The organism is Paenibacillus sp. An7 (genome assembly GCF_009870785.1).
Classification (GTDB): Bacteria; Bacillota; Bacilli; order Paenibacillales; family Paenibacillaceae; genus Paenibacillus.
The window spans coordinates 1-14,668 of record NZ_WTWX01000014.1 but is presented as its reverse complement, the minus strand read 5'-3'; the positions used below and the strand labels follow the sequence as shown (position 1 = coordinate 14,668).

Here is a 14,668-nt window from a genome sequence, read left to right as displayed (position 1 = left end):
AGCCGCCTAAACTCGATTAGAGGAGAGTAGATCAGATGATTAAATCAGATGTGGCAAAAACACCTATGCAATGGGCTGCAGCTGCGGCAGATGCCATCATGGCAACGTATACACCAGGCGAACTTCCGCCAGCCCATCGCTGGCATTATCATCAGGGTGTCTTTTTATGTGGGGTTGAGCAGATTGCTGAGCAGTTGGGAGAGACTCGGTATGACGAATATATTCAAGGGTATATCGATGATCTAGTGGATGAGCAAGGAAACCTCCTCTTCGCACGGGACGAGCTGGATTCCATACAGGCAGGGCTTTTATTGTTCCGCCAAGCTGAGCAGACGGGGAAACCGCAATATAAAGTGGCAGCAGATAAGCTCCGAAGTTTATTTGGAACCTTAAACCGAACCGCGGAAGGCGGATTTTGGCACAAAGATAAATATCCTCATCAAATGTGGCTGGATGGGTTATATATGGGCGGTGTATTTGCTCTAAAGTATGCTGACACCTATGGGGATGAGGAACTACGGGAAGAAGTATTGCGGCAAGAACGGCTGATGCGTAAATACATGAAGGATGAGCGGACGGGGCTGCTTTATCACGCTTGGGATGAAAGCAAGCAGATGCCGTGGGCAGATCCTGATACAGGCTGTTCACCTGAGTTCTGGGGCCGATCGCTCGGTTGGTATGGATTGGCACTTGCTGAGTTTATCACACTGCTCCCCGAGGAGCATCCGAGCCATGCTGAGCTGAAAGAGGAGCTGCGGGCATTCGTAGAAGCAATTATTAGCTATCAAGATGAAGAGACAGGCCTATGGTATCAAGTTGTAGATAAAGGCAGCCAACCAGATAACTGGGTGGAAACCTCCTGCTCAAGCTTATTTGTTTACACGATTGCTAAAGCTGTTCAGCAGTCTGCTGCTGACGATTCCTGTATGTCCTCTGCCCGCAAAGGCTTCGCTGGGCTCGTTCAGATGATGGAAACCGACGATCTTGGACACTTGGTAATGCCGTCTATATGCATCGGTACCTCTGCAGGGGATTACGAGAATTATGTAACTCGCCCAGTTAGTAAAAACGATCTGCATGGCGTTGGCGCATTTATCATGGCGGCAGTTGCTATGCAGGATAAGATGACGAAATAGCATTACACAAAAATATAAAACGGCATATAATATAACTAACAGATCTCGCCCGCACCTCTGCTTATGCATGTGGAACAGGGCGAGACATTTTTGTTTTATGGACTTGGTTCAAGCCTCGTTATACCCATTCTCTCCATAAGGCTGAAGCTTCTCAAGCCAGCTTGCCTCTAATTTTTTTAATGCATCTTTTACATCAAAAAAGATATTGCCCTCTGGGATTTTTAATTTTTCCACAACTTCAATCGCAAAAGCTTCTTCCCCGCACTCTTTCCATTCTTCTTGAAGCCTGCGGTTACGATGACTTCCCATATTCAGCATAAATTGTTGACCATTCAGGCTTTTCAGGTTTGGTGTACTTGCTACATATCTTTTTCCATTTTCTTTATTGCGAATTTGATAAACGCCGGCCTCTGTCTTTATTTCTTTTGCCAGTTGTTTTAACTCTTCTCTGCGATTTGCCATTTTACGACTCTCTCCTTCCTGCGGGGTAAGCCAGTAACTGCTTCCATCCTCTTCCCGGCTGAGTATGCCATAGTCCACCATTGATCTGCGGAGCAATACATAGTCCTCATAAACTTGATCCAGAATCCCGTTCACTTCCGACTCGGAATATACTTTGCCCGGGTCAAAACGTTTTGCAATCTCATTCATAATAATGAGTCGATATTTCTCTTGCACTGCAAAAGTCTCGAGCGGTCCATCTGTACCAAAAGGAAAATATTTAGTCAGTACTTTCTCCTGCTCAGCGGTCAAATCAGTCTCCTTATTGGTAGCTTGGCCTGCTCTGTTATTAGGCGGAATCAAAGGCATGACAGGGGTATCGTGATCTCGCGAGTGCAACAGTTCCATTACAGCCAGCAGCACTTTTGCTTGTCTCTCCTTCTCCCTAAGTACAAACCGATGATTGCGAATCGTTGAAGTAGAGCCGATTCCTAATTCTTTTTGAATTTCCGCATCTTTTTTTCCTTCATAAAATTCTGCCAGCAGCCTGCGCTGTATATCAGAGAGTCCGCTCACTTTCTTGTCCTGTGAGATCAAGAACTGAAATACCGACCCATGTTCTTCTTGAATATGGATCTGTATATATCTGAAAGATTCATATAAGACTTCATTGTGAGGATAAATCACTCCTTTCTCAGCGGTATAACCACAGCAGACACAGATATATTCGGTCTCTGTCTCGATATATCCGCGCTTGATTTCCTCCAATGAGGCATCATATGCAAAATCATGGTGTTGTTCCGTCATAACACTTCCCCCTCTTTTGTTTATATAGATATATTATGTTCTTGTTTGTTAATTGTCAAACATAATAAATATTTGTTTGTTCAAATATAGACGTAGATGAGTTAAAGTCTATATTTTTCTACTGATGATATCCAAAGAACACCTTGTACACAGCAAAAAACCTCCGCCTAACATCGGGCGAAGGTTTCTATAGTATACGTTTATTTCTATGTTCCTATAGTTTAAAACGTTCGATAATTTCCTTCAACTCATCAGCAATGCTTGATAAAGCTGCAGCAGAAGAAGCGACCTCTTCCATCGCTGCAAGTTGCTCTTCTGAAGCAGCAGATCCTTCCTGTGCTCCAGCAGCGATCTCATCAGATATAGCAAGTGCAATCTCAAAGACTTCATTCACTTGATCCACAACAGAATCCATTTGCTTAGACGCGATGGATACTGCCCCCATCTCTGCTGCTACTTCCTGAATAGAGGCTAATATAGATCTAAAATGCTCGCCGGCTTCATTAACTGCAGTAATTCCCTTTCCAATTTCCTGCGAAGCAGAGGACATAGAAACAGACGCTTCCGTCGTACCCTGCTCCATTTCATGCGTGAGTTGTGCTATATCTGCTGCTGAAGCAGCGGACTGCTCCGCAAGCTCTTTGACCTCTTTAGCAACGACGGCAAAACCTCGTCCATGCTCTCCTGCTCTTGATGCTTCTATGGAAGCATTTAAAGATAGGATGTTGGTCTGTTTCGCTATATTCGTGATGATTTCAACGATCTGACGAATTTCCATCGTTTTGCTGCCAAGCCCTTCAATCACTTCATTCAAGTTTGATGCAGACGTACCGATATGCTTCATTTGTACGCTTGCCTGCTCAATCTGCTCCATCCCTGCTTGGGATTCAGCTGATACTTGTTTGGTAGCAGAGGTGACGTCCTCTGCTTGAAGACTAATCTCCTTTATACCCGCTGACATTTCAGCAACCTGCTGCTTTGCTTCTCCAAGCACTTGATTGGAGTGCAAGATACCGACAGCCGTTTGCTGCATAATACTCGCTACCTGCTCTGTAGCACTCGTCGTCTGCTCTGAGCTGGCAGCCAGCTCCTGAGAGGACGATGCTAGCTGCTGAGAAGTATCATTTACTTCACTCAGTACGGACCGCAGAGATTTAGTCATTTTATTGAATCCTTCTGCGAGCAGTCCGTACTCATCACGCTGTTTTACCGACAGGTCTATGGTTAAATCCCCGCTTCCTACTGTCTTTGACGCGTGGACTAGTCCTCTGATCGGCTTATATAGACTCCGAATAACAGGAATCATGATGAGAATTCCGACAATAGAGGAAAATAAAAGCACAAGCCCCACAGTTTTTAACATAGGGATAGATACTTGCTCATATTCATCGAGATCAAATTCCGCTACGATTTTCCATCCTGTTAATGGCTGATTTATAAAGTAACCACTTTTATTTTGACCTGATATCGAATAATTTAGTGTTCCTTCCTCACTGCTTACAATCTGATCAGATAGAAGTTCCGTGGTGCTCGAGCCTGCACCAAAATGGGTATGAACTAGGTAGTTCCCCTTCTGATCAACAAGATAGATAACCCCTTTTTCTCCAATCTTTATTTCGTTTACTGTAGAGGTGAGTGAATTTAGTCCCAGCTGAATACTAGCAACACTTTTCCCATCAGATAAACGTTTTGCTAGAGTCACTACCACATTACCTGTTGAAGCTGATTTATAGGGCATACTTATGACTGAATCGCTCGTTTCCAAAGCTTCTTTATACCAATCTTTCTCTTTTACTACCTCGTCGTTACTAAGTGATGGTGATTTCATTCGTAATCCGGTTGCATCCGTTACTATAAGTATCGATTCAATCTGCGGGTTACTGTCTCTCATGTTGTCTATCAGTTGCTGTACAGCAGGATTTCTATTCGCAATCTGGGCTGAACTCGTTTGCATGGAGATTAAGCTAAGATTTGCTTTTTGATTCTCTAACAATGAATCAATCTGCTTGCTGACGAGCAGCAAAGATTGTTTCCCCGTCTCCAAATCCGCTTGGCGGATCTCCTGATCTGCTGTTCGAAACGAAAATACAGCGGTAACGATACTTGGGATGAACAAGAAGAGGACAAACATAGTAATCAGTTTTACTCTTATTGACATCAAGCTTTTCTTTGGTTTTTCACTCAAAAAAACGACCCCCTTCTGCCTGAATAGTAGTTACAATGAAATGAGTTCAGATGGTTTATCTGACCGAACATAACAAAAGTAACTTATATATCGGCATATCGGGGGTTTATTTTTATGATTGATATCACTATCCGTATTCAACAGGAAGTCCTACGTTGTTCCAATTCTGACACCCATCTGGGTAATCCAGCGGCGGTAGGCTACAGATAAGAGATCTGCTTTGTGATTCAACTCTGCTTGTAAGTCAAGGGGCAGCAGCTAGCAGACCCGAGGATTGTCGGTGTTTAAGCCTATACTTATAAATTCTTCGCGTTAAATGTATCTCCACCTTGCAGCGTACCATTCTCAAAACCTTTGTAGAACCAGCGCTTCCGCTGCTCAGATGTGCCGTGTGTAAAACTCTCCGGCACAACGTAGCCTTGAGCTTTCTTCTGGATCGTATCGTCTCCTACAGCGCTTGCCGCCGTTAAAGCTTCTTCCAGGTCACCTTCCTCAAGCAGATTCATACCTTGCGCATGATTCGCCCACACACCGGCTAAATAATCGGCTTGCAGCTCAAATCGAACTTGATACTTGTTATATTCCTGCTTGCTTAGCTGCTCTCGGTATTGTGCCAGCTTGTCCGATGTACCTAACAGTGTCTGTACATGGTGACCCACCTCGTGAGCGATCACATAGGCCATTGCAAAGTCACCAGGCGCCTGAAATTCTTGACGCAGCTCGTCGTAGAAGCTTAGGTCAATATACAGTTTCCTATCGCCAGGACAGTAAAATGGCCCTACCGATGAGCCCGCTGTTCCGCAGGCCGACTGAACGCTTCCTGTATAGAGAACAAGAGTCGGATTCTCATACCTCTTTCCTTCTTTCTTGAAAACCTCTGTCCACACATCCTCTGTATCGGCCAGAACAACAGATACGAACTCAGCTAGTTCCTTCTCTTCCGCTGTTTCCGTGTAGGATGTTCCCGTGTCCGATCCTCCGCCCGCAAGACCACTCAGTATATCAGCAGTATTTCCGCCGCCAAGTAGTGTAACGATCAGCAGGATAACGATACCTCCAATCCCACCGCCGATTAGTCCCGTCCCTTTCCGTCCTCTCCGGTCCTCTACATTAGAGCTTGCCCTTCTCCCTTTCCACTGCATATTGTTCCCTCCTAGGTCTATTCGATATTAAAAATCTATACTCATCATGTGATATGTATATCGCTTCAAATAGGATTTACCCTAAAAAGGCCCAGTTATCTCAGCTAGTGACAAGACATAATAGTCTCTTGGATATGTCCTTAAAAAGAATAGCTAGTTATCACCGGCCGTTCTCTCCGAGCTCCAGCTAACAGCTTGCGCTTCCGTGCGGTTTTTCTTATGAGGGATATATTAAAATAAACATCCAGTATATGGGTTGTTTACCACTCTTACTTTCGTTAGAATAAATACCAGTATCTTCATACGAACTCTCATTCATTTTATTAGAAGACAAGTTACAAATTTGGACTACATTCCTGACAGGAGGATTTATTACTTCATGACTTTTACTAAACAATCATCAAAAACAACACAAAAACTGCTCACCGTACTCTTAGCTGCCGGTCTCGTTCTTGCCCCAGCTGGAGCTTTCACCGAAACCGCAAATGCTGCTTCAGCTATGATTACGAAACCTGCAAATATTGAAGTCGATTCACAGACAGTTACTTGGGAGTTCCCTCCTTTTGTACAGAATGGAACGACCTTTGCCCCGCTTAGACAAGCAGCAGTTGCCCTCAAAGGAAAAGTAAAGTGGAACCAAAGCACACAAACCGTGCAAATCGAGAATCACGGGGATCTCATCTTCCATAAGGCAGGAACCAACATCATCACGATAAATGATGTCAAACTTACCTTACCTGCGAATTCCAAAAATATGTCCGGAACGCTGATGATCCCGCTGCGCTCTCTATCTGATGCCATGAAATCAACGCTTCAGCTGACAAATACATCTACACTCATGAACATCGTACTGAAGTCCGACCAGGTCACGAAAATAAATAAAGACTTGGTATCCATTGACTCCTATTTACAGACATCTGGGTTCTCCGGCATTGCACTTGTCGCCAAGGACGGAGAAGTTACCCTTAGCAAGGGATATGGCCTATCTAAAGAAAATGCACTCGTAAGGCCGGATCAAAAATCACGAATTGCCTCTATAACAAAAGGATTTACATCAGCTGCCATCATGCAGCAAGTAGAAGCCGGCAAACTTTCGTTAACAGACAAGTTATCCAAGTACGTAACCGGTGTTGATCGCGGAGATGAAATTACACTGCATATGTTGCTGTCTCATACATCCGGCCTTCCTTCCAATTTCACAAGAGAAGAAGGAATAACGCTAGAGGATACCTTAAAAGAAATACGCACCAAAAAGCTGATGGCTGAACCTGGAGCAGAATATCGCTACAGCAACAATGGCTACATTTTATTAGCCCATATCCTTGAGAAAGTAACCGGTGAGGAGTACGGCTCTTACTTACAGAAACATATATTTACTCCGCTTGGAATGAAAGATACAGGTACGGCTGTTAAAGGGACCAACACAATTAAAGGATTCGTGGATCAGAGTGGAAAATGGGTCCCAGCAGATTATTACGTCTCCCAGTCGGGAACAGGTACGCTCTATTCCACTGTCGATGATCTTCTCAAATGGGATCAAGCACTCAAGGACGGAAAAGTAGTCAGCGAAGAATCTCTTAAGAACATGTTCACTCCGTATTCTGAAAAGAATTATGGATATGGATGGATGATCAGCGAAACTTCCAAAGGTCTTAACGTCTTCCATAATGGTTCTGGAACGGGCTATTCTACAGGCATTATGCGTGATCTAGGTAACGGAGTGACGATTGTTCTTCTTGGCAATCATGCCAGCATGGATACGATCGGGATGATGAATGAGATTCGTAAACAGGTAATCGCAGCAAAATAAACAAATGACATTCATGCTCATTAAAATAATCTACTCACATTACTAACTATTTTAAGGGAGGTTTACCGTTGTCACCATTTGAGGACTCCTTTATCAGAACGAATCATGAGCAGGATATGCTGATCCGTATTCGGACGGTGGCTAACCGGCACATCGAAGGAGCAAGACTTGCTGATGAAAAGAATGAGCTCAACTCCGCACTGATCTCTGATCTGCTTGAGGAAGGATATCATACCTATTCTGTACCGAACGAATACGGGGGTAACCCAATTTCGCTTCCTTTTTTCCTTATGTGTCAGGAGCAGATTGCTATGGTTGACGGGCCTGCTGCACTTGCTATCGGCTGGCATCACATCACGATGTTTAACCTTGCTTTTCATCGGCACTGGAATGAATCTGTCTTTCACTCCTTGTGCAAAGATGTGATAAAGAAACAAGCACTGATCAATGCAGCCGACTCGGAGTCCGCAACAGGCAGCCCTTCTCGTGGAGGAAAACCGCAGACGAAAGCACGTAGGGGCAGCCATGGATATATCCTAAACGGCCGAAAAACGTTCACTTCCTTATCTACTGCACTTAGCTATTTTATCGTCTCTGCGATGGATGAGGACACAGGCGAGGTCTCCGAGTATTTGATTCATAGAGATATGCGAGGGGTTTCTATTGAACCTACATGGAATATGGCTGGTATGAGGGGAACAGCAAGTCATGATCTGGTGCTAAAGGAAGTGCTGCTTCCTGAACATGCACTTGTCTTTCATCGCCCTCCGAAACCTACGGGGATACCGAATGTGTATCTACTTAATATTCCAGCTGTATATCTTGGAATAGCACAGGCAGCACGTAATGAAGCTGTTCGGTTTGCTGCGAGTTATCAGCCCAACAGTCTAACGCATCCTATTTTAGAACTCCCTCATATTCAGCAAAAACTAGGTCAGATTGAACTTGAACTGACCACAGCAAGGCATCTATTATACAGCGTTGCAGAACGTGTGGAGCGCCTGGGCCCTTCCCCTGCAAAAGATCATTTGCAGCAGATTGCACCCGATCTTGGAGCAGCTAAAGTGGTTGCCGTTCAGACAGCACTCTCCGTTGTAGATATAGCGATGCGCATCACTGGAGTTCATAGCCTTTCTATGAATAGTCCTTTGCAGCGTTATTACCGAGATGTTCGGTTTGGACTTCACAATCCGCCGATGGATGACGTAGTTCTTGGACAACTTGCAAAGCGGTCTATTACCAAACATTCTGCTGAATATTCATCTAAGAGTGAAGCGTAGCTCTGCTTCGTATAGCAGCCAGATAGACAATAGTCTATCTGCAAAAAACCTCCCATAATCCATAGTGGATCGGAAGGTTTTTTTATTCAAAATACACTCTCTTAATCTTATCCCTTATAGCTGTCCTGCCAGCGAAGCAGACGATTCTCTAATAACCGCACAACGGAGTCTGATAATTTACCCACTAGAGCGAAAATGGTAATCCCCACAAACATCACATCCGTTTGCATAAAAGACCGTGCTTCTTGAATCATATAGCCCACTCCTGTATCTGCCCCGAGTAACTCAGCAACGACAAGGCAAAGCCACGCGATACTTAACGATAACCGAATTCCAAGCAAGATATTAGGCAGTGCAGCAGGAATGACTAGTTTCACAACTTGTGAGAAACGGCTGAACTCCATGACACGGGCGACATCGAATAGTTTTGAATCCACATTGCGAACGCCAAGGAAAGTGTTCACATAGAGCGGGAAGAACGCACCCATCGAAATCAGCAATACTTTAGATAGTTCGCCAAAACCGAACCACATAATGAATAAGGGAGTAATCGCAAGCAGCGGGATCGTTCGAATCATTTGAACGGATGGATTCAGCACTTCTTCAACAGGTCTGTACATGCCGACAAGCATACCGAGTATTAACCCGCTGCTCGCTCCAAATAAAAAACCAAGCGAAGCCCTCACGACACTAATCCGCAGATGATGCGGTAACTCCCCAGAGCTTGTTAGATAAAAATACTGTTTTACAATCAGCCATGGCGATGAGAACATCTGCTGGGAGATGACGCCTGTTCCGCTAAGAATTTGCCAAAGTGCAATAATACCTACAGGAAGCAGTGCTCCTCGTAAAAAGAGTCTCCCTTTTCCTCCCATTCCTTTTCGAGTTTGCCTCTTACTTATTTGTACAGACGGATTTTTTCGTAATGTCAGTGGTAAAGCCATCTTCACTTCGCCCCTTTATATCTTATATTTGTATTGCTAACGCCTGCTTAAATACTGTACGCTTCCTGTTCCTCCCGATGATCAAGCTCTTCTAGTACATGCGTACGCAGCTCTGTGAAAGCACGGCTTGTTCTTTTGCGAGGATAAGGCAGGTCAATCGGGACAACTGATTTTATTCGTCCGGGGCGCCGGTCCATCACAACAACACGGGTTGATAAAAACACCGCTTCATCAATGTCATGCGTGACGAGGACCATTGCTGTTTTATTCGTTTGCCATATATCCAGCAGTGCCTCCTGCATATGCCCCCTCGTGAAAGCATCAAGCGCTCCAAATGGCTCATCTAGCAGCAGTACTTCAGGTTTACGAAGAAGGGCTCTCGCGATAGCTACTCGCTGAGACATCCCGCCTGATAGCTGCCGTGGATAGGATTTTTCAAAACCATTCAATTTAACCAGCTCGATCAGCCGCTGTACATCATTTCTTACATCTGGATTTTTGAGAGACAGATCAGCTGCGATATTTTTCTCTACATTCAGCCAAGGAAATAACCTCGGTTCTTGAAAAATAAATCCCTTCTCTTGAGAAGGACGCTCCACCCTTTTCCCCTTGAGCAGGACCTCTCCTTCATAATCGCGATCAAGCCCTGCTATAATTTTAAGCAAGGTACTTTTCCCGCATCCACTAGGTCCGATGACCGTAGTAAAGTCTCCTTCCTTCACAGACAAATCTATGGAATCCAGTACATGGGTATTGCCTTGCTCGCTTCGGAACGTTTTACTAACCTCATTAATCTCTAATATGTAGCGTAGTTCCTCATTTAACATCTACAGTCCCTCCGATTCATTATCAATGTTCTTGATCTTGCCGTACTGAACTTCTGACCATAAAAAAAGAGATCCGACAGCACTTAATGTGCTTGCCGAATCTCTGGTGGTTCCAGTCAATTCGTAGTTCCCAAATCTTTGGGTCAACGTATAGGATTTGGCTCATCTTATCAAGGGAAAAGAATCTTGTCAATACCCGATTATTTTAGTATGAATTAATTTTATTAATAGTACACACAAAGAATAGAGTTACATTAATTTCTATATGAATAAAAATAAGGGTTGACAAGGTGATTTGCAGACTGATAAGATTTGGTCCATCAAAGCAACACTATCTAGCTGAATCTACTGGACGACCAGAGATTTGGAGATCAAAGAAACTCTTTTACGATCTCCCAAATCCTGTCGTCCTTTTTTTTTGGCTAAATACTACTAAACAGGTGTGAATACATTGTTAAAGGAGGCTAGACCATCATGAATCAAACTGTCTATCTATCTCGTAGTTATGCGCCAAGCAGAGAGCTCAAAGCAGGTGCCAGGCAATTGCACCGCTTAGCAGAGGGAAGTCAACCAGAGCAACCGTACACATTATTTACGCTAAAACCTCTTGGTCCCTTGCTCGGAGCCGAAATTGAAGGTGTCGATTTAGCAGTTCCCCTCAGTTCAGAATTAAAAGCAGAACTTCATCATGCCTTTCTCGAATGGAAAGTTCTCTTCTTCCGTAATCAAGATATCACCAGTGAACAGCAAGTTGCTTTTGCCAAAGAGTGGGGTGAGCTCGAGAAACACCCTTTCTTGCCTCAAGGAAATGCAGAGGAGATTACTCGTTTTGAGAAAAATGCCAATATGACTGGTAACGAAAATATTTGGCATACGGATGTATCCTGGCGTCAAGAGCCTGCTCTTGGATCGGTTCTCCGCCTTTCTGAAGTTCCGGCTCTAGGTGGCGATACCTTATGGTGCGACATGGGAGCAGCCTACGATAATCTGCCCGACGAGATTAAAGAACGCATTGATGGTCTAACCGCTATACACGATTTCACCACTACTTTTGGCCGCTTTCTACCGCCTGATGTACTCAAAGTGAAGCAAGCTGAATTCCCGGCCGCAGAACACCCTATCGTACGTACACACCCCGAGACAGGCAGAAAAACATTATTCGTAAATGCCGTCTTCACAATCCGTATTGTTGGACTTGAAGAAGAGCAGAGCGAGCAACTCCTAAATTACCTGTTCAGCCAGGCTCATATTCCTGAATATCAGATCCGCTTCCGCTGGGAGCCTAATTCAGTAGCCTTCTGGGATAACAGAGCAACCCAGCATTATGCTGCATCCGATTATTTTCCTCACCGCCGGGTAGCAGAGCGAGTATCGATAGCGGGAGATCGTCCTTTTTAGATCTTACGCAACCTTGCTGCAGTATTTTGTTTTACCACAAACTTTGGATGGGAGCTAAAAAAAATGAAACGTCGTTCAAGCAATAAATCCAAAATGGTTACACTCGTAACCGTTCTACTCATGGTGCTTACCGCTTGCAGTAATGAAAATGGAGCTTCCCCATCCATAAGTGGTGGATCTGCAGAAGCTGCTGCGGGAAGTAAATCAGCCGAGGTAACTGTTCATATTGCTCGCCTTGGAGGAATCAGTCCTCTTATGATTGCAGAGGAAAAAGGATGGATTGATGAGGCCTTTGCAGAGAAAGGCGCCAAAGTAGAGTGGAGTAACTTTACGAGCGGTCCTCCTATACTAGAAGCCCTTGTATCTAATCGGATAGACCTCTCTTCCATGGGTGACGGAGCAGTGATCACAGGCTTGTCCAATCAGATACCCTTTGAAATTATCGGACTGTTAGGTGATGGAAAGGATCTAAATACGGTGATTGTTCCTGTGAATAGCACCATCTCCTCTGTTGCTGATTTAAAAGGAAAAACGATTGGTGTTGCCAAAGGGACGACAAGTCACGTGTACTTAATCAAAATATTGCAGTCCATCGGTCTATCCCAGGATGACGTTAAACAGATCAATCTGCAAGCAGATGATGCTTTAGCTGCTTTTGAGACAGGACAACTGGATGCCTGGATAACCCTTGATCCTTATGTAACCTTAAGTGTAGAGCAAAAAAAGGCGAAAATCATTGAAGTCGAGGGTGAATTCCTTGCTCCTTTATCCATGATCGCTAGAACTGGTTTTGTTAAAGAACATCCAGAGCTCGTTACAGAATACTTAAAAGTGTACCAAAAGACGCTCGATTGGCAGCGCGATAACCTCGACGAAGCGGCTGCTCTTTATGAGAAACATTCTAAAATGCCTGCTTCTGTCATCAAAACAGTACTAGAGCGAAGTGCCAATCAACTCTCTGCCTATACATCTCAGGCTATAGAAGCCTATGAAGCATCCTCGGAAATACTGCTAAACAATAAATTCTTAAAAAAGAAGCCTGACTTTGCAAAAGCAATTAACAATACGTTTGTTGAAGAACTGAATTAAATGAACTGCTACCCCCAATTGCTTTTAGTCCGAATGATTAGAGTATAAAAGGCACAAGAGTACTTACAGTTACTGTGCCTCTCTATCTGGTATTAACGCAAGTAAATTAGTACAGGTTCCGTTATTTATATACTGTTTTCTGTTTTCTGTTTTCTCTATACTGCAATTGCAGCCTCGCATGCTTCGTATTGTTTGTGTATTTCCTGTATGTAGGGCCATGCTTACGACATTACTCTACCTGCTCTGCTACTTATGGTAAGAGCATCGTATGACTGTAGGTTCGCCTCTATGTAGGGATTCTGAGTGTTCTCTGTTCTGACTTAGGGAAGCATTCTGCAATCTGCGTACTCTTTGGGTTCTGCTCCTTATGTCGTGCTTTATTTAGTACGTGTGCTCTCTCGGTTCCGCCTCTTGTCAGACATGATGCAATCTGCATACTCTCCATAATATACTGCCTTCCATATTTCTATTGTTTCTCTTGAATTGTGCTTATTACTTTTTTGTGTGAATTATGGATCGAATATCTACCAATATGGCGGGAGACCGCATACCTAAGGAGGAATTTATTCATGAATAATGTTACTCATAACCAGGTAGTTCAGCTTGAAATCGTACCGGTAGCCGGAAGAATTGGAGCGGAAGTGAAAGGTATTGATTTATCTGAGGATCTCTTCCCTGCGGTCGTTGATTCCATTCAAGAAGCTCTGCTTAAGTACAAAGTCCTCTTCTTCCGAAATCAACATCAACTAGATGATGAGGGTCAAGAGCGCTTTGCCAAACTTTTAGGAGAACTGTATGCACATCCCACTGTGCCCGTAAAAGATGGAACCCGAGCTGTACTTGAACTGGATTCTGCCCATGGAGGCCGTGCTAACGCTTGGCACACCGATGTTACCTTTGTTGAAGCATACCCCAAAGCGTCCATTCTGCGCTCAGTGGTTATTCCTCCTGCTGGAGGGGATACCGTATGGGCCAACACAGCAGCGGCATACGAAGATCTATCTCCTGAATTAAAAGAGCTCGCTGGCAGCCTTCGCGCAATCCACTCCAATGCTTTTGATTATGCAGCACCTGCCCAACAAGAAGCTGCAAGAGAGCAGACGCCGCGAAAAAATAATGCCTTTGTCTCAACGGTATATCAAACCGAGCATCCGGTAGTAAGAGTCCATCCCGAAACAGGAGAACGTCACTTGCTATTAGGACAATTTGTAAGAAGGATATCAGGACTCAGAACAGCAGATTCAAATCGAATCATCGATATTTTACAAGAGCATGTTACCAGACTTGAGAATACAGTTCGCTGGCGCTGGGCTGTAGGAGATGTGGTGGTTTGGGATAACCAGGCAACACAGCACTATGCAATTAATGACTATGGCGATGAGCACCGTGTAGTACGGCGTGTTACCATCGCTGGTGATATTCCGATTGGTACCGATGGCCGTAGAAGTATAACGCTCCAACCAAAAAGAGAACAGGCCAATTAATACAATCCCTGTTCTCTAATCCATATAGTAATATTAAAAAACCCCTTCGCGAAAGCGAAGGGGTTTACTGTGAAGCGGGTGATGGGAATCGAACCCACGCTATCAGCTTGGAAGGCTGAAGTTCT

The 14,668-nt window shown here is 44.3% G+C and carries 11 protein-coding genes; 6 read left to right on the top strand and 5 right to left on the bottom strand.

Going from position 1 to position 14,668, the window contains the following annotated elements; translation table 11 throughout:
* The first annotated feature begins 35 nt into the window (after positions 1–35).
* Positions 36–1,136, top strand: a complete 1,101-nt coding sequence (locus GQY27_RS15150) for a glycoside hydrolase family 88/105 protein (protein ID WP_160035886.1) — start codon at positions 36–38, stop codon at positions 1,134–1,136.
* 108 nt (positions 1,137–1,244) lie between these two features.
* Here the strand turns inward: GQY27_RS15150 and GQY27_RS15145 are convergent, their stop codons facing one another.
* The 3 genes from GQY27_RS15145 to ypfJ form a co-directional block, all read right to left on the bottom strand.
* Positions 1,245–2,384 (bottom strand): DUF2087 domain-containing protein, encoded by a 1,140-nt coding sequence (locus GQY27_RS15145; protein ID WP_160035884.1) that lies wholly within the window; start codon positions 2,382–2,384, stop codon positions 1,245–1,247.
* Positions 2,385–2,598: 214 nt separating this feature from the next.
* Positions 2,599–4,569, bottom strand: a complete 1,971-nt coding sequence (locus GQY27_RS15140; protein WP_160035882.1) for a methyl-accepting chemotaxis protein — start codon at positions 4,567–4,569, stop codon at positions 2,599–2,601.
* A gap of 296 nt (positions 4,570–4,865) precedes the next feature.
* Positions 4,866–5,711 carry a KPN_02809 family neutral zinc metallopeptidase gene (gene ypfJ / locus GQY27_RS15130; protein WP_160035880.1) on the bottom strand — a complete coding sequence of 282 codons (846 nt, stop codon included), beginning with the start codon at positions 5,709–5,711 and terminating at the stop codon, positions 4,866–4,868.
* Between the two features lie 379 nt (positions 5,712–6,090).
* Between ypfJ and GQY27_RS15125 the strand changes: the two genes are divergently transcribed.
* Positions 6,091–7,521: a serine hydrolase domain-containing protein gene (locus GQY27_RS15125; RefSeq protein ID WP_160035878.1), complete on the top strand. Its 1,431-nt coding sequence runs from the start codon at positions 6,091–6,093 to the stop codon at positions 7,519–7,521.
* Positions 7,522–7,589: 68 nt separating this feature from the next.
* Complete coding sequence (locus GQY27_RS15120; protein WP_236570614.1) at positions 7,590–8,801, top strand: acyl-CoA dehydrogenase family protein; 1,212 nt, start codon at positions 7,590–7,592, stop codon at positions 8,799–8,801.
* 107 nt (positions 8,802–8,908) lie between these two features.
* Here the strand turns inward: GQY27_RS15120 and GQY27_RS15115 are convergent, their stop codons facing one another.
* The gene (locus GQY27_RS15115) at positions 8,909–9,676 is read right to left on the bottom strand and encodes an ABC transporter permease (protein ID WP_236570621.1); all 768 of its coding nucleotides are present in this window, start codon (positions 9,674–9,676) and stop codon (positions 8,909–8,911) included.
* A gap of 116 nt (positions 9,677–9,792) precedes the next feature.
* Complete coding sequence (locus GQY27_RS15110; protein WP_160035874.1) at positions 9,793–10,572, bottom strand: ABC transporter ATP-binding protein; 780 nt, start codon at positions 10,570–10,572, stop codon at positions 9,793–9,795.
* 474 nt (positions 10,573–11,046) lie between these two features.
* Here GQY27_RS15110 and GQY27_RS15105 point away from each other — a divergent pair, with 474 nt between their 5' ends.
* The 3 genes from GQY27_RS15105 to GQY27_RS15095 all read left to right on the top strand — a co-directional run bounded on the left by GQY27_RS15105 (position 11,047) and on the right by GQY27_RS15095 (position 14,543).
* Positions 11,047–11,970: a TauD/TfdA dioxygenase family protein gene (locus GQY27_RS15105; RefSeq protein ID WP_160035872.1), complete on the top strand. Its 924-nt coding sequence runs from the start codon at positions 11,047–11,049 to the stop codon at positions 11,968–11,970.
* A gap of 63 nt (positions 11,971–12,033) precedes the next feature.
* Entirely contained in the window at positions 12,034–13,059 is a 1,026-nt protein-coding gene (locus GQY27_RS15100) for an ABC transporter substrate-binding protein (protein WP_160035870.1), read from the top strand.
* A 569-nt stretch (positions 13,060–13,628) separates the two neighbouring features.
* Positions 13,629–14,543: a TauD/TfdA dioxygenase family protein gene (locus GQY27_RS15095; RefSeq protein WP_160035867.1), complete on the top strand. Its 915-nt coding sequence runs from the start codon at positions 13,629–13,631 to the stop codon at positions 14,541–14,543.
* Positions 14,544–14,668 lie beyond the last annotated feature (125 nt).

What these genes read in the sequence shown, in the direction of transcription:
- GQY27_RS15150 (WP_160035886.1), top strand. Translation starts at nt 36, where the DNA reads ATGATTAAATCAGATGTGGCAAAAACACCTATGCAATGGGCTGCAGCT.
- GQY27_RS15145 (WP_160035884.1), bottom strand. Translation starts at nt 2,384, where the DNA reads ATGACGGAACAACACCATGATTTTGCATATGATGCCTCATTGGAGGAA.
- ypfJ (WP_160035880.1), bottom strand. Translation starts at nt 5,711, where the DNA reads ATGCAGTGGAAAGGGAGAAGGGCAAGCTCTAATGTAGAGGACCGGAGA.
- GQY27_RS15125 (WP_160035878.1), top strand. Translation starts at nt 6,091, where the DNA reads ATGACTTTTACTAAACAATCATCAAAAACAACACAAAAACTGCTCACC.
- GQY27_RS15115 (WP_236570621.1), bottom strand. Translation starts at nt 9,676, where the DNA reads ATGGGAGGAAAAGGGAGACTCTTTTTACGAGGAGCACTGCTTCCTGTA.
- GQY27_RS15110 (WP_160035874.1), bottom strand. Translation starts at nt 10,572, where the DNA reads ATGTTAAATGAGGAACTACGCTACATATTAGAGATTAATGAGGTTAGT.
- GQY27_RS15105 (WP_160035872.1), top strand. Translation starts at nt 11,047, where the DNA reads ATGAATCAAACTGTCTATCTATCTCGTAGTTATGCGCCAAGCAGAGAG.
- GQY27_RS15100 (WP_160035870.1), top strand. Translation starts at nt 12,034, where the DNA reads ATGAAACGTCGTTCAAGCAATAAATCCAAAATGGTTACACTCGTAACC.
- GQY27_RS15095 (WP_160035867.1), top strand. Translation starts at nt 13,629, where the DNA reads ATGAATAATGTTACTCATAACCAGGTAGTTCAGCTTGAAATCGTACCG.